General features: G+C 65.2%; 18 protein-coding genes, 1 tRNA gene and 1 other RNA gene. 10 read left to right on the forward strand and 10 right to left on the reverse strand.

What is annotated here, in order from left to right:
- Positions 1–13 precede the first annotated feature (13 nt).
- Positions 14–751: an SDR family oxidoreductase gene (locus GUI70_RS26055; protein ID WP_202630451.1), complete on the forward strand. Its 738-nt coding sequence runs from the start codon at positions 14–16 to the stop codon at positions 749–751.
- A 64-nt stretch (positions 752–815) separates the two neighbouring features.
- On the opposite strand, the gene ssrA is transcribed toward GUI70_RS26055, so the two are convergent.
- Positions 816–1,174: a transfer-messenger RNA gene (ssrA, locus tag GUI70_RS10445) on the reverse strand.
- Positions 1,175–1,329: 155 nt separating this feature from the next.
- Between ssrA and dprA the strand changes: the two genes are divergently transcribed.
- Positions 1,330–2,439: a DNA-processing protein DprA gene (gene dprA / locus GUI70_RS10450; RefSeq protein ID WP_161882253.1), complete on the forward strand. Its 1,110-nt coding sequence runs from the start codon at positions 1,330–1,332 to the stop codon at positions 2,437–2,439.
- A gap of 36 nt (positions 2,440–2,475) precedes the next feature.
- On the opposite strand, the gene GUI70_RS10455 is transcribed toward dprA, so the two are convergent.
- Positions 2,476–3,342, reverse strand: a complete 867-nt coding sequence (locus GUI70_RS10455; RefSeq protein ID WP_161882254.1) for a DUF4394 domain-containing protein — start codon at positions 3,340–3,342, stop codon at positions 2,476–2,478.
- Between the two features lie 223 nt (positions 3,343–3,565).
- Between GUI70_RS10455 and GUI70_RS10460 the strand changes: the two genes are divergently transcribed.
- From GUI70_RS10460 to GUI70_RS10480, 5 genes are all read left to right on the forward strand, one after another.
- Positions 3,566–4,750 carry a heparan-alpha-glucosaminide N-acetyltransferase domain-containing protein gene (locus GUI70_RS10460; protein ID WP_161882255.1) on the forward strand — a complete coding sequence of 395 codons (1,185 nt, stop codon included), beginning with the start codon at positions 3,566–3,568 and terminating at the stop codon, positions 4,748–4,750.
- Between the two features lie 115 nt (positions 4,751–4,865).
- The gene (locus tag GUI70_RS10465; protein ID WP_161882256.1) at positions 4,866–5,909 is read left to right on the forward strand and encodes a hypothetical protein; all 1,044 of its coding nucleotides are present in this window, start codon (positions 4,866–4,868) and stop codon (positions 5,907–5,909) included.
- A 79-nt stretch (positions 5,910–5,988) separates the two neighbouring features.
- Positions 5,989–7,302, forward strand: coding sequence for a polysaccharide deacetylase family protein (locus GUI70_RS10470; protein WP_161882257.1), 1,314 nt, complete (start codon positions 5,989–5,991; stop codon positions 7,300–7,302).
- Positions 7,303–7,338: 36 nt separating this feature from the next.
- A tRNA-Leu gene (locus GUI70_RS10475) sits at positions 7,339–7,423 on the forward strand.
- Between the two features lie 158 nt (positions 7,424–7,581).
- Positions 7,582–8,964 (forward strand): D-alanyl-D-alanine carboxypeptidase/D-alanyl-D-alanine-endopeptidase, encoded by a 1,383-nt coding sequence (locus GUI70_RS10480; RefSeq protein ID WP_161882258.1) that lies wholly within the window; start codon positions 7,582–7,584, stop codon positions 8,962–8,964.
- Positions 8,965–9,039: 75 nt separating this feature from the next.
- On the opposite strand, the gene rplI is transcribed toward GUI70_RS10480, so the two are convergent.
- The 4 genes from rplI to rpsF form a co-directional block, all read right to left on the reverse strand.
- The gene (gene rplI, locus GUI70_RS10485) at positions 9,040–9,480 is read right to left on the reverse strand and encodes a 50S ribosomal protein L9 (protein ID WP_161882259.1); all 441 of its coding nucleotides are present in this window, start codon (positions 9,478–9,480) and stop codon (positions 9,040–9,042) included.
- A 9-nt stretch (positions 9,481–9,489) separates the two neighbouring features.
- Positions 9,490–9,756, reverse strand: coding sequence for a 30S ribosomal protein S18 (gene rpsR, locus GUI70_RS10490; protein ID WP_161882260.1), 267 nt, complete (start codon positions 9,754–9,756; stop codon positions 9,490–9,492).
- A gap of 75 nt (positions 9,757–9,831) precedes the next feature.
- Positions 9,832–10,725 (reverse strand): single-stranded DNA-binding protein, encoded by an 894-nt coding sequence (locus GUI70_RS10495; RefSeq protein ID WP_161882261.1) that lies wholly within the window; start codon positions 10,723–10,725, stop codon positions 9,832–9,834.
- Positions 10,726–10,883: 158 nt separating this feature from the next.
- Positions 10,884–11,195: a 30S ribosomal protein S6 gene (gene rpsF / locus GUI70_RS10500; RefSeq protein WP_161882262.1), complete on the reverse strand. Its 312-nt coding sequence runs from the start codon at positions 11,193–11,195 to the stop codon at positions 10,884–10,886.
- Between the two features lie 225 nt (positions 11,196–11,420).
- Here rpsF and GUI70_RS10505 point away from each other — a divergent pair, with 225 nt between their 5' ends.
- Both GUI70_RS10505 and GUI70_RS10510 read left to right on the forward strand, forming a co-directional pair.
- Positions 11,421–12,455, forward strand: a complete 1,035-nt coding sequence (locus GUI70_RS10505) for an AfsR/SARP family transcriptional regulator (RefSeq protein ID WP_161882263.1) — start codon at positions 11,421–11,423, stop codon at positions 12,453–12,455.
- Positions 12,456–12,713: 258 nt separating this feature from the next.
- On the forward strand, positions 12,714–13,382 hold the full coding sequence (locus GUI70_RS10510; RefSeq protein ID WP_124870390.1) for a response regulator transcription factor: 669 nt from the start codon (positions 12,714–12,716) through the stop codon (positions 13,380–13,382).
- Positions 13,383–13,468: 86 nt separating this feature from the next.
- On the opposite strand, the gene GUI70_RS10515 is transcribed toward GUI70_RS10510, so the two are convergent.
- The 4 genes from GUI70_RS10515 to GUI70_RS10530 form a co-directional block, all read right to left on the reverse strand.
- Positions 13,469–13,864 carry a Fur family transcriptional regulator gene (locus GUI70_RS10515; protein ID WP_161882264.1) on the reverse strand — a complete coding sequence of 132 codons (396 nt, stop codon included), beginning with the start codon at positions 13,862–13,864 and terminating at the stop codon, positions 13,469–13,471.
- A gap of 83 nt (positions 13,865–13,947) precedes the next feature.
- Positions 13,948–15,438: a potassium/proton antiporter gene (locus tag GUI70_RS10520; RefSeq protein ID WP_237724836.1), complete on the reverse strand. Its 1,491-nt coding sequence runs from the start codon at positions 15,436–15,438 to the stop codon at positions 13,948–13,950.
- Between the two features lie 129 nt (positions 15,439–15,567).
- Positions 15,568–16,014 carry a response regulator gene (locus tag GUI70_RS10525; protein WP_161882266.1) on the reverse strand — a complete coding sequence of 149 codons (447 nt, stop codon included), beginning with the start codon at positions 16,012–16,014 and terminating at the stop codon, positions 15,568–15,570.
- A gap of 147 nt (positions 16,015–16,161) precedes the next feature.
- Positions 16,162–16,827 carry a response regulator transcription factor gene (locus GUI70_RS10530; protein WP_161882267.1) on the reverse strand — a complete coding sequence of 222 codons (666 nt, stop codon included), beginning with the start codon at positions 16,825–16,827 and terminating at the stop codon, positions 16,162–16,164.
- Between the two features lie 315 nt (positions 16,828–17,142).
- Here GUI70_RS10530 and GUI70_RS10535 point away from each other — a divergent pair, with 315 nt between their 5' ends.
- Positions 17,143–18,798: a ribonuclease J gene (locus GUI70_RS10535; protein WP_161882268.1), complete on the forward strand. Its 1,656-nt coding sequence runs from the start codon at positions 17,143–17,145 to the stop codon at positions 18,796–18,798.
- The last annotated feature ends 111 nt before the right edge of the window (positions 18,799–18,909 follow it).

Here is an 18,909-nt window from a genome sequence, read left to right on the forward strand (position 1 = left end):
CAGACTCGCGGGCATGACCGCATCCGAATCGGCCGGGCTGGGCCGGGGTAAGGTTCTCTTCATCACCGGGGCCAGCAGCGGTATCGGCGCGGCGGTGGCCCGGCAAGCAGCCGCCGCAGGCTGGCGGGTGGCCCTGCTGGCCCGCCGACTGGAGAAGGTGCAGGCGCTGGCCGCTGAACTCGGCGGCGCGGCCTTGGCCATCGAGGCCGACGTGACCGAGTGGAGCGATCTGGAGCGAGCAGTGGCCCGGACAAGGGACACCTTCGGCCAACTCTACGCTGTGCTGGCCAATGCCGGACTGAGTAGCGGCGCGCCGAACTATGCCAGCAGCGATCCGACCCCCGACGCGTGGCGCGAGATGATCTTGACCAGTGTGCTGGGCGCGGCCCTCACGGCGCGGGCCAGCCTGCCCGATCTGATCGCCAGCCGGGAGCACCTGCTGCTGGTCGGCAGCGTTGGCCGGGCGGGTCGCCACACCTGGCCCGTACAGCGCCACCAAATGGGCAGTGTCGGGCATGGGCGACAGCATCCGCAAGGAGGTCTCGGCCCAGGGGGTGCATGTCATTTTGATCGAGCCGGGCCGGGTCGAGACGCTGTTCTGGACCCGGGATGTGCCGGACGGCCCCATCCTGCACGAGGACGATGTGGCCCGCGCCGTGCTGTATGCCCTCTCGCAGCCGCCGCTCATGGCCGTCAACGAGATTCTGATCCGTCCCACCGGCCAAGACGTTTGAGCACCACGCTCCTCTGACAGCCTGCCCGGAAGTTGCCACAAACAAACGCCGCTTCCAATCCAGGAAAGCGGCGTTTGTCTGTGGTGGAGGCGGAGAGAGTCGAACTCTCGTCCGAAAACCCATTCAGCGTGACTCTACGTGTGTAGCCTGGGTATGGATTGTCGGGGCGGGGCTGGCCCACAGGCAGGCTTCCCTTTCCTTAACCCTGTTTTATTTCGCGCCCGGTCCCAGGGTGTAACCGGAGCTAGCCATTATTTAAGTCAGCTCGCGTCGCGCCAATGGCAAGGCTCTAACGGTTGCTGCGCTGGGGTTTAGGCAGCGTAAGCGTACTGCATTTCTTGGTTGCCAGTTAAAGGCTTTGCCGCTTTTTTACGAGGCCAACGGCACCCTCGACACGCAACACATCCTTCAGAGATCCCCGTCGAAACCGGATCGCCCCCAGACATATAGAGTATATACCCGCAGCGCGAACGATGCCTTGAGCAAATGACCTCCCCCGTCTCACTGGGGTCTCAGCTTCTCTTCGCAAGACCAAGTAAATGAGGGCTGTGGGTGTGTCGGGAAGTTGTCAGGCCCGCTTGCCTACTCTGGACGGATGAGCCGCCCGGACGCCCCTTCCCCCATCTCCCCCACCGGCCCGGACGCCGAGTTGCTGGCCCTGCTGACGCTGCGCCTGACACCGGGGCTGGGACCGCGCCGCATCGAGAATCTGCGGCGGCATTTCGGCTCGGCCCAGGCGGTGCTGGCCGCCCCCCTGGCACGCCTGCGGGAGGTACCGGGCCTTGACAGCAAGTCACTGAGCGCCGTCGGGATGCCGGGCGTGGGGGTGCGCGCCGAGCAGGAACTGGGGCGCGCACGTGAGGCCGGGGTGCAGGTGCTGGGCCGGGGGCTGCAGGGCTACCCAGCGGCCCTGGAAGCGCTGCAAGACCCGCCCGCCGCGCTGTGGGTGCGCGGCCCCGACCTGCCGCTGGAGGTGGTGACGCGCGCGGTGGGTCTGGTCGGGACCCGCGCGGCCAGCGAGCACGCCCTCAGGCTCACGCGCCAGCTCTCGGGCGATCTGGCGCGCGCCGGGGTCAATATCGTCAGCGGCCTGGCACGCGGCATCGACAGCGCGGCGCACCAGGCGGCCCTAGACGCGGGCGGTGTCAGCACGGCACTGCTCGGTTGCGGAGTGGACGTGATCTATCCGGCGGAGAATGCCCGGCTGGCCGCGCGCCTCACGCTGGTCAGCGAGTACCCGCTGGGCACCCGGCCCGCCACCCACCACTTTCCGCAGCGCAACCGCTTGATCGCCGCTTTGAGTGCCGGGTCGGTGATGATCGAGGGCGATCTCAAGAGCGGCGCGATGATCACAGCGACGCACGCGCTGGAATGCGGGCGCACGGTGTTCGCAGTGCCGGGCCGGGCGAATGATCCGCTGGCCGCCGGGGCACACCGACTGCTGCGCGAGGGCGCGGTGCTGACCGAGCACGCGGGCGACGTGCTGCACGAACTTGGCTGGGGCGAGGCTCCCGCCGCCGTCCATCTGGACCTGACCCCCGAGCAGGCCCTGGTCTACACGGCCCTGCCGGAAATCGGCGCGGTTTTACTCGACGACATCGTCTCGCGCAGCGGGCTGGACATGAGTCAGGCCCAGCTCGCCCTGACGATGCTGGGCCTGTGCGGCCTGGTCGACGAGCAGGGCGGGCGCTACCTGCGGCGCTAGCACCTGCACGCCTTGCCCACCGGCTCCGCTCAGGGCTTACTGGGTGGGCAGCTCCAGGGCGATGCTGCGCAGTGTCAGGTTGCTCAGGCTGGTTTTGGCGGTGGCCGCACCGCTGGTCAGGTTGAGACTGTAGAGCTGGGTGGTGCCCGCCGTACTGACACTGAGGTACGCCTCGCCTGGACCCACGATGTCGAAGCCGGTGTTGGCCGCCGCGTCGATGCCCAGCGCTCCCACCGTATTGAGGGTGCTGAAGTTACCGGCCGGAGCCGGGGCCGCCGTGTTGGTGTGCTTGACCAGTACGTCGAGATCGGCGTCCACGCTGTAGAGGGTGGTGGCGGTCGCCTCGGGCTTGAAGTTCTTGAAGCTGTTGGTGTAAGCGGCAGCCACCAGGTTGGGATTCTTGCCCGCGTTGATGTCGCCTGTCAGGTAGGTCAGCATGCCGTCTTCCGTCACGACACCCGCCGTTGCCGCTGTGGTCGCCGGAGTCAGGCGGTAATTCATGTCACCCGCCGACAGCACCCGCAGGCGCTGGGCCGCCGGGTTGAAGTCGATCACCTCGGGCGTGCCGACGCCGGGCGTGAGCGCCGCCACCGCGAAGGTCGCCGCGCCGCTCACCGGATCAATGGTATAGAGCTTGCCACTGGCACTCAGGCCGGTCAGCGCGCCACCGTTGGTGTTCACGTCGATATCGATGAGCCCTTCTTTCTCCAGCCCGGTGATGACCTTGGTGGTCAGGCTGGCAGCGGCATTGTCGAGACCGAAGACGGCAAGTTGGCTGTCAGCGGTCAGGCCGTAAACCACCCGGCCCTGGGGGGCTTCGGGCGGCGCGACCACCATGGGCGAGCAGGCGGCCAGACTGAGGGCGGCGAGAACAGCAGCGGACGACAGCATCAATCGGTTCATAAGACTCCTTCGAAAAGAGGCAACGGCGAACGGCAACGGCATGGCCCCAGTGGTGCTGCGGGGTACTGGGGTATATCCGTGCCGCTGCTGGGTTGGATGTGGAAGCACACGAACCTAAATGCTAGATGAAATTGATTGGGCATTCTCCCGCGTTCACTCCGGACACGGTTTGAGCCGGGCCGACTTCACCTCGCGTCTAGGCGTGTGGAGGCAGACTGCGGGCATGCGTGCGCCCACTTCCCCGTCCAGCGGCGATCCCAGCGAGCCGACGCCGACCGCCGCACCCGACGCCGATACACAGGTAGCCGCGCAGGTGGCACTGGACGCCTCTGCGCCACAGGTTCGCGCGCCCACACGCCGCTTGGTGGCCCTCGATGCCTGGCGCGGCCTCACCATCCTGCTGATGCTGCTGGTCAACAACGTGTCGCTGGGCCGCTACACGCCTGGGCAGCTCGTTCACGCGCCCTGGGGCGGCGGCCTGACCCTGACCGATCTGGTGTTTCCCTGGTTTCTCTACTGCGCCGGGGTATCGATTCCCTTCTCGCTCGGCAAGCGGGCCGGAGGCAAGGCTGGCTGGTGGCCGGACCGGGACACAGTCTTCAAGCTGTTTCAACGGGCCGTGCCGCTTTACCTGGTGGGGGCGCTGCTGACCAGCGTCGAGAATCAGGCCCTGACGCTGGGGCTGGGCGTGCTGCAACTCATCGCGCTGGCCTCACTGTGCGCCGGACTGCTGGCCCGTTTTCCGGCACGCTGGCAGCTGGGCGTGGCACTGGGGCTGCTGCTCGTCTACCGGCTGTTTTTGCTCAGCGCTCCGTTCAGCGAAACCGACAACGCCGTGGCGCGGCTCAATGCCATGTTCCTGAACGACTTCGGGCTGCGCGGCGTCACGTCGGTGGTTCCCGCCACCGCGCTGGTGCTACTGGGCAGCGTGGCAGCCCAGCCCCTCAAGAACCGCCGCCGCGAGCTGCCCCTGCTGCTGGCTTTCGGCACGGCACTGGCGCTCGGCGGCTGGCTGCTGGCCGACGCTCTGGGCTTCAACAAAGCGGTCTGGACCCCAGCCTACATCCTCTACTCGGCAGGGCTGGGCACACTGGGGATGCTGGCCTTTTACCTGATCGGCGACGACCACCAGGGCCAGTTCGCCTGGCTGCTCAGCCCCCTCACGGTAGCGGGGCGCAACTCGCTGCTGGCCTACGTCTTTCCTATTCTGCTCAAGCTGTGGATTCTGGCGGTGTGGCAGGTCAACTGGAGCGGCACATCGCAGAGCATTCTGGGCGCACTGCTGACGCTGGCCCAGCGCGGCCTGGGCGTGCAGGCGGGCGGCTGGGTCTACAGTCTCGGCTACGTCGGCGTGTTCTGGCTGGAGCTGTGGGTACTGGCGCGGCGCGGCTTTGTCTGGAAGCTCTGACATCTGGAAGTTGTGACACGGCGCGCTTTCATGCCTGGCTGATCGGGGCTGCCTAGGGTGGCCGGGTGACCTCGTTTGTCTGCTCGCTCACTTCCCTCGACAAAGCAGGTTCTCCATGAACAGATCCAAATGGCTTTCCCTCGCAGCGCTGCTGGGCATGTCGCAGGCCGCCGCGCCCACGCCCTCGCCCAACGACGCAGCCTACGCCTACGTCAGCCCCGCCTTCAAAGCACTCACCAAGGACTCGTACACCCTGCGCAATCTGACTTCACCCGACTTTTCAAGCTGGCTGGAGGGCAAATACGCCGCCGCCAAGCTGCCGCTCTCGGGCAGCAAGACACTGCTGGCGGGATTGGCGGCGCGCAAGGCGGCCATCGCAGCGGCCAGTGGCGAGACGCGCGACCAGCTCGCCCAGGACACCGCCCAGTGGGCCCACACCTTCATCAAGAAGATTCTGCCCAATTTCAGCCTGGAGCGCGGTTACGAGTTCGCCTACGCGGTCCAGGCCGGGCAGCGCCAGTGCCTGCTACAAACCCTGCTGATTGCCGCGCTGCTCCAGCAAGCGGGCCTCGACGCGGGCGGCGTGATGGTGTGGCAAAACGACCAGGGCCAGGAAAGCAACCTCGGCCATGTGGTCGCCCTGCTGCGGCTGCCCTCCGGCAAGGCGGCGCTGCTCGACGATGCCAGCGACCCGAGGCCCTTCATGACCCACCGGGGACTGCTGATCCGTGACGGCGGCGCGTACCGCTTCGCGCACCCGGTCTATAGCGGCCAGCGCATCACCGGCTTCACGCGGGCCGATACCCAGGCCGCCATTGCGCTGAGCAATGCCCAGCCGCTCGACCTGGCTTACCTCAAGTCACAGATCAACTACTACCGGGGCGAGCGCGCCCCCGGCGGCTTCATGGGTGCGGGCGGCAACTACAGTGGCAAGAGCGACGCGGCGGGCCTGGCCCGGAGCGCCAGATTCTTGCAAAGCGCCGTCAAGGACAACAACCAGAACGCCCTAGCCACCTACGTGCTGGGTCTGGTGGAGCGTAAACTCGGCCAGAACGCCCAGGCCAGAACCCACCTCCTGGCCGGTGCCAAGCTGTACCAGGCCCAGGGTCACCTTCCCGCCGGACCCGCCGACGCCCTGAAGTGGGCACAGGCCAACTGAAGCCCGGCGCGGACCAGTTCGCCACGCCTACGACCAGCCGCACGATTTTGCTTGCTCACTTCTGGAGTTGCCTGACACCATGCCGACTGCTGCGCGTCTTCTGGCGCTATTTTCACCTGCCCTGCTGTGTCTGAACCTAGCGCAGGCGCAAATCCCCACCCCAATTCCTCCCACCCCCCTGCCCGCCGCGCCGCACACCAGGGCGCTGCGCTTGCCCGGCGAGACCCAGCCGATCGCCCCCGGCACCCGCCGTGCCCCGCCGGTTCCCGAGCTGACGCTCACCCCGCCGATGCCGCAGGTGCGCCAGATCCAGTACCTCGGCAACGGCCACATCGAGGTTGCCAGCGCGGTGCTGCTCTTGCTACCCGGCGAGGTGGCTCAGGCCCGCAAGCTGGCGGCCACGGCGGCGGCCCGCACCCTGCTGGCCCGCCCCAGCCTTGCCGAGGTCGATATCAGCGTCTACAACAAGGCGGGTTACGGCGGCTTCGGCGGTCCGCTGCCGATTCTCACCCTCAGCGCACCGCGCGCCCGACTGCAAGATGTGGCGGCCTGGGCGGCGGGCGGCCCTTACGAACGGGCCTGGGAAGCGCTGGGCAGCACCCCGCCCAATCCCGGCAACACGGACCGCATCGCCGACAAAGTGCGCGAGCGGACCATCAATTTCTTCGGCGACGTGAATCAGACGCTCTCCGACGCCCACACCCGTACCGCCAGCCGGGTCAAGGGAGGCATTCAGGACGGCCTGCTCTACGGCGGCAATGTGCTCAGGCCGGTGGCGGCCCTCACCTTCGACGACGCCCCACACCCGATGTACGAGCCATTGCTGCTCGATCTGCTGCGCCGCGACCAGATCCGGGCCACCTTCTTCGTAATTGGCCGCAACGCCCGCGCTTACCCCTACTTCGTGCGCGACATGGTGCAGCAGGGCCACGAGGTCGGCAACCACACCTACCACCATGTGCGGCTCCCGGCGCTTCCGCTGCCCGCCGCCATCACCGAACTCAGCCTCACCAACCAGACCCTGCGGGGCCTGACCGGGCAGCCGGTCAAGTACTTCCGGCCTCCCGGCGGCGACTACACTCCCCAGACCCTCGACGCGGCGCGCGCGCTGGGCCTCACCACCGTCTTCTGGACCGACGACCCCGCCGACTTCCAGAATCCCGGCGACGGGGTGCTGGAAAGCCGCTTCGACCGCCGGTTGCACCCTGGCGGCATCATCTTGCTGCACGACAACGCCCAGGAAACCCTGGCTGTCTTCGGGGCTTTTCTGGCTTATGCTCGCAAGCGCGGCGTGACGCTCACCACTGTCAGCGGTCTGCTCGGGGGCAAGCCAGCCGACGTAATCGGGGCGTTCCATCAGGTCAGCGTTGACAAGTCGGTGCCCGGCCATTAAACTCTACTTCGCTTGCTCGTTGAGAGCTTGCCCTTTGCTGGGGTGGCGGAATTGGTAGACGCGCACGTTTGAGGGGCGTGTAGGGCAACCTGTGTGGGTTCAAGTCCCATTCTCAGCACCAAAACAAAACGAAACAGCTGCGTTCACCTTCACGCTGAACCGCTGAAACCCGCCGGAGGTCCTCGTCCGGCGGGCGTTTTTTTGGCTGCCCGGGCGGCCACGCCTCACCTTCTCACCGCGCCTTTTCGCACCGTCATGAACTTCTGTTAGCCTGTTGCGGTGCGCTTCCTGCTTCGGTTTCCCCTGCTGCTGACCTGGCTGGTCATGGGCGCGGCCCTCAGCCCAGTCGCCAGCGCGGCGGAGGTGACGCTGCAAGCCGTCCTCAGCCCGGCGGTGACGGCGCTGCTCAAGCGCGCGCCTGTTCCCGCCCACCTCGGCCTGCTGGTGCGTGACCTCGACACCGGCAAGGTGCTGGAAGCGGCCCGCCCCGACGAGCTGTTCGTGCCTGCCTCCACCATGAAGCTCGTCAGCATGGCTGCCCGGCTCACCCAGACCGGGCCGCAGAGCCGCTACCGGGTGGACGTGCTGGCCCCGGCGCAAGAGGTCAGCCGCCACGCCAAACGGATTAGCCGCCTGACCCTGCACGGCCTGGGCGATCCGAGCCTGAGCATCAGCGGACCGTACTCGCTCGCGGCCCTGGCGCAGCAACTCACCAAGAGCGGCATCGAGGAGATCGGCGAACTCCGGGTTTCGCCCAGCATCGACAGCGCCACCTGGCCCGCACTGCCGCTGGGCACCCCACTGGTGGCGCTGCGCCTTCAGGAATACCCTGGCTGGAACGATTCCCCCGACGACTACGCGGCGCGGGTCACGGGCGCGTTCGCCGGGCAACTGCGGGCGGTGGGCATCCGGGTGGGTGCGGCGGCGAGCGGATTGGGCCGTCTGGTGGGAGAGCAGAGCGTCCAGCAGTTCGGGCGGGTGACAGCGGGCTATGCCCCCGCACCTGCGCCCATAGCCGCCACGCCCGAGGTCAGCCTGGCGAGCGTCCAGAGTCCACCGCTGACGGCGCTCATCCGGCGAACCCTCAAGCCCAGCGACAACGTCTGGGCCGACCAGATCGCCGCCCAGCTCGGTCAGGTGCCAGGTCAGGCCAGCAGCGAGCCGCTCACCCACGCCGGGATGGTGGCGGGGCTGCGCCGGTTTCTGATGAAGGTCGGTGTCGAGCCTGCGCCGCTAACCCTGAGTGACGCTTCCGGACTCTCACAAGCCAACCGCCTGACCCCACGCACGCTGGTCACGGTGCTGGAGCGGATGTACGATCTGCCGATCACCAATCTCAAGACGCCGCTCACACCGGCCCAGGCGTTTGCCCAGCGCAAGAACCTCTTCATCGAGGCCCTGCCGCGTGGCAGCACCGGAATCGCCAGCGCGGCAGCCCGGGCCGAGGGCGGCACGCTGGCCGAACGCTTCATTGGCAGCGGGCTGGACGTGCGGGCCAAAACCGGTACCCTGCCGGGCGCGTCCAGCCTGGCGGGCTACGTGCGCGCCAAATCGGGGCACGTGCTGGCCTTCGCCATCATGGTCGATCAAGCTCCCGGCAACACCCTCGATCTGCGGGCTTACCAGGACAGATTGCTGAAGGTCATCGCGCAGAGCCACTGAGTAGACTTCGGCAAACCAAAAAGCGCCTCGCCCATGACCGGGCGAGGCGCTTCTAAAGATTTAAGTTGTCAGAACTTACTTCTTGGCGTGAACGATCAGCTTGAACGGCACGCTCACTTCGGGGTGGGCGCGGTAGCTGACCTCGTACTCGCCAATGTCCTTGACCGCTTTGGGCATGTCGAGCTTGCGGCGGTCGACTTCGAAGCCCTTCTCGGCCAGCGCAGCGGCCACGTCGGCGTGGGTCACGGCACCGTAGATCTTGCCTTCGCCCGCCTTGACGCTCAGCTCCACGCTGAGGTCCTTCATGCGCTCGGCGAGGTTCTCGGCGTCCTTCTTCTCCTGGGCCAGCACCTTGTTGCGCGACTTGATGCGGGCTTCCAGGCTTTTGAGGTTGCCCTGGGTGGCCGGGAGTGCCATGTTCTGGGGAATCAGGAAGTTGCGGGCGTAGCCGTCTTTAACGCTGACCACGTCGCCGACCTGGCCCAGTCGGTTGGGTTCGAGCAAAATAATCTGCATGGCGTATCCTTACTTCCGGACCAGTTTCTCGGTGTAGGGCAAGAGGGCCATCTGACGCGCCAGTTTGATGGTCTGGGCGATGCGGCGCTGGTGCTTGGCCGAGAGGCCGGTGCGGCGGCGGGGCAAGATCTTGCCGGTGTCGGAGACAAATCGGCGCAGCATCTTGACGTCTTTGTAATCGGTAATTTCCAGCTCGCCGATGGCGAACGGATCAACCTTGGGCTTGCGGGGACGCTTGGGTCCCTTGCCACGCGGTTTACGGTCAGTCTGGGTCATGGTTTCCTTATATTGAAACAGCATTACGGCAGCTTGGTGCTGCCACTGACCTTTCACTTCAAGCCGGAGTGCGGCTCAAAATGGCAGGTCTTCTTCCGGCGGAAAATCATCGAGGCCCTGATCAATATCCAAGCTGGCCGAACGGTTCCCCTGCGGCTGTGTCTGGGACTGTGCCGCCCGCGCAGGTGGAGCGCTGCGCGTCGGTGCGCTGCCCGCGGCCATCGTGCGGGGCGCGCCGGAGGTGGCTGCAGGTGCACCGGCACCCACGCCTCGGGCCAGAGCTTCGACTTTCGTCGCCTCTACTTTGGTGGTGTTGCGCTTGTTGCCGTCTTTGTCCTGCCAGCTGTCGTTGACCAGCCGTCCCTGCACCAGCACCGGGTCGCCCTTGCGCAGGTTCTGGCAGCTCTCGGCCAGTTCGCGCCACAAGGTGATGTCGATCCAGTGGGTCTTTTCCTGCTGGTTGCCGTTGCGGTCTTTCCAGGTCTCGTTCACGGCCAGTCCCAGTCCCAGCACCGCGTCACCCGTGGGGGTGTAGCGCAGCTCAGGATCGCGGGCCAGATTGCCGATCACGATGACGGTGTTCCAGCCGCCGCTCATCCGCACGCCGCCGCCAGCGTCTTGCACCAGTTCGGCTTCGCTGCCCAGAGACTCCATCCGCAGGGCTTTGACACGAACCTGGCTGCGCTTGCCGCCTTCGGGGGCTTCCCACTGGCTGTAGTCCAGGGTGCCTTCCACGATCACAGGATCGCCGGATTTCAGGTTGCGCTCGGACTGCCACTCGGCGGGTTTGCCGAGAATGCTGACGCGGTGGTACCAGGGCAGTTTGCGCTCCTTGCCGTCGTTGCCGATCAGGTGATCTTCGCCAGCAATCGTGGCTTCGAACACCGGCACCCCGCTGGGGGTGTAGCGCAACTCGGGGTCGCGGGCGAGACTGCCAACCAGATAAACGTGATTCATTCCACGGGCCATGTGTGTGTCTCCCTTCGTGTCAATCGTAGCTAATAGGCTTAAGTTTCGTGGCGGGCATTGGCCTTCGTGTGTGCTCACATCGAAGTGCAGTCAGGTTAACAAAGACGATTCATTCTGTCAAGAGCGTAATAACTCGGTGTGGGGGCGTTCAGTCCGGCTTACGCCTTCTTGGTCTTCCACTCGGGACGGTCCTTGACCACCAGCACCCGGCGCACGTTGTCGCGCAGACGCAGGCTGGCCGCGATGTCCTTTTCGGGATCGCCGCTGGCCTTGATGGTGTACATCAGGTAGTAACCTTCGCGGTCCTTCTGGATCGGGTAGGCCATCCGGCGGGTTCCGGCGTCGTCGAGGTTCGTCACCTCGGCTCCGGCGTTTTGCACGGCGTTGCTGATGTAGTCTTTCTCGGTCTGAAGCTGCTCACCGCTGAGGGTGGGGTTGAGAATCAAGTTGAGATCGTATTGATTTTGCATGTTTCACCTCCTTGTCTTGCGTCTTCGGCCATCTGGCCCTGCTGCCCCGGTTGAGGGCAGGCGCAGTGGCGACACGCAACTCGAAATTGTAGCAGGCCCACGCGGCGGGTGCAAAGTCTTGGCGCTGGCCAGGTCTGGAAGACTCCGTGGAATGTGACACTTTCGTCTTTCAAGACCCTGACCGCATCCGCGCCGGGACGACGAGGAAACTGTTACACTTCTCATATGCCGCGTATTCTGGTGGTGGACGACGACGCTGCCATCCTCAAACTGATCAGCGTGATTCTCTCGCGGGCGGGCCATGAAGTCCGCACCAGCAGCCATCCGGTGGAAGCGCTGGAAATGCTCAACGTGTTTACCCCGGATCTGGTCATCAGCGACGTGGTGATGCCGTACATGACCGGCCTGGAATTCCTAGAACAGGTGCGTGCCAACGAAGCACGCTCGGCACTGCCGTTCATGCTGCTCTCCAGCCACGCCGAGCGCGGTGATGTGCGCCGGGGCATGAACCTGGGGGCCGACGATTACCTGCCCAAGCCGTTCACGCCCCAGGACCTGCTGACGGCCATCGACGCCCGCCTGAGACGGGCCGGGCTGGCCGCGCGGGGAGCCAGCGGCACCGAGGCCAAAGCGCTGGGCACCGCCCAAGTGATCTGGAAGGGCGAGAGCGTGTCGTGGGTGTCACGCAAGGCGCTAGAGCTGTTTTTCTATTTGCTGGAGCACAAGGAAGTGACCAGCTGGCAAGCCGCCGAGGCGCTGTGGCCCGAGAAGGACGAGGCCAGGGCCAGCAGCCTCTTTCACACGACATTGCACCGGCTGCGGCGCTCGCTGAGCAACGAGGCGGTGGTCAGCACCAACCGCCGCTACACCCTGGCCGACGACATCAACCCCAGTTACGACGCCCAGCGCTTCGAATTGCTGACCAAGCAGGCCGAGGCAGGCAGCCTGGGCCTGGAAGAACTGCGCGAACTCGCCAGCCTCTACGGTGAGTTTCTGCCGGGTGTGGACTCGCCGTGGGCCGACGATGTGCGCTCTCGCCTGGAGCAGCGCCAGCTTTCGGTCCTGAGTATTGCCGCCCGCGCCGCCGGAGAAGCCGGGCGGGTCAAGGACGCCGCGCAGTTTCATCAGCGGGCGCTGACCATCGACCCCCTCAGCGAGCAGGACTGGAACGGACTGGCCAAAGCGCTCAGCGCGCTGGGCGACCCGCGTGCCCGACTGGCCGTACAACGCGAAGCTTGGTGGGCGGTCGATTTCGAGTAGCGCCGGAGCGTTTATAGACGGTCCAGTCGTCAGGCTGGGCCGTTTCCGTTTGCAGGGTGAGGTGAACTGAGGCGGCAGATGAGCAGTCGGAACCGCGCCGACCTCAGCTTTACGTGAAATAGACCAAGAGGCCGTTAAGGGAGCATAAACCGCTGGGGGGATTGGGCTTCACCGTCGGCATCAGCATCTTCATTAAGATGGCCCGTAAGCATCGAAAAGGCGCTGAGGTCCTCTCCACCTCAGCGAAGATGACCACCCATGGAACAACGCATCCTCCTGATTGAAGACAACCCCGACATCACCCGCGTGGTCCAGTACGAACTTGAACAAGCCGGTTACCGGGTGCTGACTGCCCCGGACGGCGTCACCGGTCTCACCAGCGCCCGTGAGAACGCGCCTGATCTGGTCATTCTCGACTTGGGCCTGCCCGACTTCGACGGTGCGGAGATCGCCCGACGCCTACGCAAGACCAGCGCCGTGCCGATCATCATTCTGACAGCGATGGACGCGGTGGACCGCAAGGTGAACCTCCTCGAAGCCGGGGCCGACGACTACATGACCAAGCCCTTTCACCCGGAAGAACTCGTCGCCCGCGTCAAGGTACAGTTGCGCCACCAGCAGCACGGCGAGGTCATTCAGATCGGCGCGCTGGAGATTCACCCACAAAAGCGGCTGTGCCATTACAACGGCCACGAGGTCCGGCTCTCGCCCAAGGAGTTCGATCTGCTGACTTTCCTGGCGCGGCAACCGGGCCGGGTCTACTCACGTCAAGAAATTGAGCGCGAGGTCTGGAACGGCGAGTTGCCCAGCAATAGCAACGTCGTGGATGTGCATATGGCCAATATGCGTGCCAAACTGCGCGACCTCGACGGCTACGGCATCATCCGCACGGTGCGCGGCATTGGCTACGCCCTGAAAACGCCCTGAGCGCCCTCCTCACTGGCGAGACCGCCTGCTCACCCATCGGATACAGAAGCAGATGATCTCGTTTGTGGTGGCCTGAACATGGGTGTTCAGGAGTTCAGCTTGTTTCGGCAGGTGACACAGACACCATGCACTTCCAGGCGCACGTCCGAGATTTGAAAGCCGCCGGGCAATGTCGCGCTGGGCAAGCTGGGCAGATCCTGCACCTCAATATCGAAAATTGCCCCGCAGGTCCGGCAGACGGCGTGGTGGTGGTGGTCATCGCGTCGGAAATCGTAGCGGGTGGCCTGCCCAGCACGCTCGATGGTCACGGCCACACCGTCGCGGACCAAGGCATCCAGAGTGCGGTACACCGTGCCGAGGCTGATGCTGGGCAGTTCGAGCCGCACTTCCTGATGAATCCAGGCGGCGTCGGGGTGCGTGCGGGTGGTTCGCAGGGCCTGAAGCACAGCCTGCCGTTGCCGCGTGTTTCGCACCATCGTCATAGCGGGAGTCTAGCAAAAACCCTCAGCTGGGCTTGTGACGCCGGGCAGGCTTGCTTTGCCCCAACGACCGCTTTGTCTTCACTTCAGTGGCCCGGCAGACCCAGCGCTGCCCGGACCGTGCCCTGGTGACCCAGCTTCGTCTGCACGGCCTTCAAGTCGTCGCCGAGCGCCAGCACCAGCACGCTATCTCCAGCCTGCAAGGTGGTGGCTCCCTTGGGCACCAGAAATTCGCCGCCCCGGTGCACCAGAATGACTAGTGCGTCGGGCGGCAGCTTGAGGTCCATAATGCGCCTTCCATCGGCCTCACTGCCCGGCCCGACGTCCACCTCGGCCATGTCGTTTCTGCCGGTGCCGGTGGGCCGGTAGGCGATGGGATACAAGGGCCGTTCGGGCACTTCCTCGCGCACCCTCAGCCAGCGCGCCACCAGCGTCAGGGTGGTGCCTTGCAGCAGCACGCTGGTCAGCACAATGAAAAACACCGCGTTGAACAGCAGATTGGCATTCGGCACGCCCGCCAGCAGCGGAAAGGTCGCCAGCACGATCGGCACTGCGCCGCGCAGGCCCACCCAGGCCACCATGCTCTTGTCGCGCTTGGGCATCTTCGAGGCGGCCAGACTGATGTAGACGCTGACAGGCCGGGCCACGAACACCAGCACCAGCGCGCAGGCCAGCGCCAGCCCGGCGGTGGGCAGCAGCTCAAGAGGATTGACCAGCAGGCCCAGCATCAGAAACATCCCGATCTGCATCAGCCAGGCCAGGCCATCGAGGAAATCGAGCACGCTGCGTTTGTGGATGAAGTCGGCGTTGCCCAGCACCAGCCCGGCGATGTACACCGCCAGGAAGCCGCTGCCATGCAAGCTGGCCGCCGCGCCGTAGGTCATCAATGCCAGCGCGATCAGCATGACCGAGTAAAGGCCCTCGAACTGCAAATTCAGCTTGTTGATGGCCCACAAGCTGGCCCGCCCCAGGCCGTAGCCGAGCAGCACCCCCAGCAGCATCTCCCGGAAGAATTGCGGCGCGAGACCCAGCACGCTCTGGGACGGGTCCTGAATCAAGGTAATCAGGCCCAGCGTCAGAAAGACGGCCATCGGATCGTTGCCGCCGGATTCGAGTTCGAGCAGCGGGGTAATCTCGCCCCTCAGACCCAGCCGACGCTCCTTGAGGACCGTGAACACGGCGCTGGCGTCAGTGGAACTGACCACCGCGCCCAGCAGCAGGGCGTTCAGCCAGGGCAGATGGAAGACGAAGTGGGCGAAGGCACCCATCACCCCGGTGCTGATCAGCACCCCCAGCGTCGCCAGCGACAAGCTCTTTTTCAGCACCGGGCGCACCAGCGACCACTCGGTGCTCAGGCCGCCCTGAAACAGGATGAAGCACAGCGCCACCGTTCCGGCCCACTGCGCGAACAGGTAGTTGCTGAACGCGATACCGCCGGGGCCATCGCTGCCCGCCAGCATCCCCACGCCGAGGAAGAGCAGCAGGCCCGGCACCCCCAGCCGCCCCGACGCCTTGCTGCCCAGAACGCTGGCCAGCAGCAGCGCGCCTGCGATCAGGATATAAAGGCCGCTGTTCACGGCCGTTCCCACGCCTGGAGGGGTGAATCTAAATATGGCGGCTGCCGGACCATACCCGCAGTATGACGCCAGCAGCGCGCGGAAGGACTCAGCGCGCGAGCACTGATCATCGCGCCACCTGCCACCTGATTACAATCGGTTGGGCAGCCGGGCGACCTGGCCCCAGAACTGCACCAGCGCGCCCACCATCTGCCGCAGACCGTCGGGATCGCTGGGCTTGATCAGGTAAGCGCTGGCATGGGCGTGGTAGGCCCCGCGAATCTGCTCCTCGGTGTCGCTGCCGCTGAGCATCACCACGGGCAATCTTCGCAGGCTCACATCTTCGTGGGCTTTGAGGGACGCGAGCCAATGCAGCCCGTCCTCGTCCGGCAGGCCGCCGTCGAGCAACACCAGCGCAATGCGCGGATCGCTGGCCAGCGCCGCGCGGGCCTGGGCACCGTCACGCGCCACGTGCAACTCGACCGGCGAATGCGAACGCTGCATCTCGCCGAAAGCCGTTCGGATCAGATCTATGTCGGCCTCGCTGTCCTCGATCAGCAGAACATGCAGCGGCCCGGCGCGTCTGGACGTTTCCATTCAGCTGCCAGCACGCGCCAAGGCGGCACTCAGATTCAGGACAGACCAGATCAACATTGCCTCAAGATAAACGCCGGATGGTGAGGAGATTGTCAGCTTGTTCTGTGTTTTCTAAAGGAGAAGTATCGTGGCGGCGAGATGAGGCCCTCAGCTGCGCAGCGCGTAACCCACGCCACGCACGGTCCGGAGCAAGCCGTAGCCGTCGAGGTCACGCAGCTTGGCGCGCAGGTTGGCCATATGTACGTCCACGACATTGCTGCCGTCGGGCAACCTTCCCTGCCAGATATCCTGGCCGATTTCCTGGCGCGAGTAGACCCGGCCCGGCTGGCGGATCAACAGCGCCAGGATGTCGAACTCCTTGGGCGAGAGGCGTAACTCCTCTCCCTTGTAGCGCACCAGCCGCTTTTGCGGGTCGAGTTCGAGGTCGCCCAGCGTCAGGCTCTCGGAACCGCGCTGGCGCAGCTGGACCTTGATGCGGGCCAGCAGTTCGTCGGGGTGAAACGGTTTGATGACGTAGTCGTCGGCTCCCAGGCCGAGCAGACGCACCCGTTCCTCTACGGTATCGCGGGCAGTCAGCACGATGACCGGCACGGTGCTGTTCTTGCGCAGGCGCTGTACCACGTCACCGCCGTCGAAATCCGGCAACCCCAGGTCGAGGAGAATGAGTTCGGGCTGCTCTTCGCGCGCTTTGATCAGGCCGGTCATGGCCGTGTCGGCGTGGTCGATCTCAAAGCCCGCGTCAGTCAAGTCGAGGCGCAGCACGTTGGCGATGTCGAGGTCGTCCTCGATCACAAGGATGCGTTGGCGGGTCACATGAACATTGTACCCGAGTCGCCGCAGATTCTCACCGATTGGTTCGGGAGGCCGGGTGAGTTGACACGTGGGGAAGCAAAAGCGGAGCAGGTCGCCGCGTCGCCTACATGTTCGTGTTAGTCTGACACCACTGCATCTGCGGATGCCTCTTCATTGTTTTCCCCGGTTTCCAGTTCGGGGCGCACCCTTTGAAACAGCACACGTTGAACAGTTCTTTTGAGGCCTCTCCCCCTGACCCGGCCCCTGTGGCCCTGACCGCAACCCAGATCTCACCCGCCCGCCCCGGCGCACCGCTGACCGGGCACAAGGAGCACGATGACCAACCCCACCCCCAATCCCGACGCCCTGGAGATCATTCCGCTGGGCGGCATGGGCGAAATCGGCAAGAACATGTTTGCCTACCGCTACGGCGACGAGATTCTGGTCGTCGACGGCGGTCTCGCCTTTCCCGAGGCCCACCAGCTCGGCATCGACCTGATCATTCCCAAGATCGACTACCTTCAGGAACACGCCGGGCTGATCAAGGGCTGGATTCTGACGCACGGCCACGAGGACCACATCGGCTCACTGCCCTACATCATGCCCCGGCTGCCGCGCGTGCCGATGTACAGCGCCGCGCTGACCCTGGGGCTCTTGCGCGAGAAGCTCGGCGAGTTCGGCATCAAGGAAGCCGACACCGATCTGCGCGAGGTCGAACTCGACGCCCAGGTCCGTATCGGGCGCCACTTCGTGGTCGATTTTTTCCGTATCACCCACTCGATTCCCGACAACATGGGGTACATCCTGACCACACCCGTGGGCAAGGTCGTGCATACCGGCGACTTCAAGATCGACCGCACCCCCACCGACGGCAAGCTCAGCCAGCTCGACCGCATCGAGAAGGCGGGAGACGAGGGCGTGCTGCTGCTCATTTCCGACAGCACCAACGCCGAGCGCCCCGGCTGGTCGACCAGCGAGGCCGAGGTGGCCGAGAACCTGGAAGCGCTGATCAAGGCGGCCCGGGGCCGGGTGTTCATCACGACCTTCGCCTCGCAGACGCACCGGGTGCAGAACATCGTTCGCAGCGCCGAGAAGCTGGGCCGCCGGGTCATCATGGAAGGCCGCAGCATGCTCAAGTACGCCCAGGTCTCGCAGCAGCTCGGCTACATGGAGTTCAAGGACCCGCTGGTCACCAGTGACGAGGTGGGGGATTTGCAGGACTCGCAGGTGCTCTACATCTGCACCGGGTCGCAGGGCCAGCCGATGAGCGTACTCTCGCGCCTGGCCTTCGGCAACCACGCCAAGATCGCCCTCAAGCGCGGCGACACCGTGATCCTGTCGAGCAGTCCGATTCCCGGCAACGAGGAAGCGGTCAACACAGTCATCAACCGGCTCTACGAGATCGGCGTGGACGTGCTGTACCCGCCCAACCAGAAGGTTCACGCTTCGGGGCACGGCAGCCGTGAGGAGCAACTCCACATCCTGAATCTGGCCCGGCCCAAGTACTTCCTGCCCTGGCACGGCGAGCCACGTCACCAGATCAACCATGCCCGGCTGGCCCAGACGGCGACCCGTCCGCCGCAGCGCACTCTGGTGGCCAAGAACGGCGATATCGTCAAGCTGACCCAGGACGACTTCAAGGTGGTGGGCACCGTTCCAGCCGGGGCCGTCTACGTCGACGGCCTGGGCGTCGGCGACATCAGCGACGACATCATCATGGACCGCATGAGCATGAGTCAGGAAGGTGTGCTGATCATCACGGCGGTTCTGCATCCCACCCCGCACATCGAACTGGTGTCGCGCGGCTTCGTGCGCAGCAACCGCGAACTTGAGACCCAGATTCGCAAGGTGGCGCTGGAAGCCGTCGAGCAGGGAACGCGAGAGAAGAAGCGCCTGGAAGACATCCGCGACGATATGTACGGTGCGGTGCGGCGGTTTGTCCGCAAGGTGACGGGCCGCAACCCGGTGCTGATTCCGCTGCTGGTGGACTGAACTCAGGCATATGTGGGCGGGTCGGCATGGGCTGGCCCGCCTTCACCTTTGCTTGCGGCCCCGTCCAGATGACCCGGCTACCATCACGTTTCGGGAGCTGGGCCGTGAAAT

This window comes from Deinococcus alpinitundrae (assembly GCF_009982895.1).
GTDB classification, from domain to species: Bacteria; Deinococcota; Deinococci; order Deinococcales; family Deinococcaceae; genus Deinococcus; species Deinococcus alpinitundrae.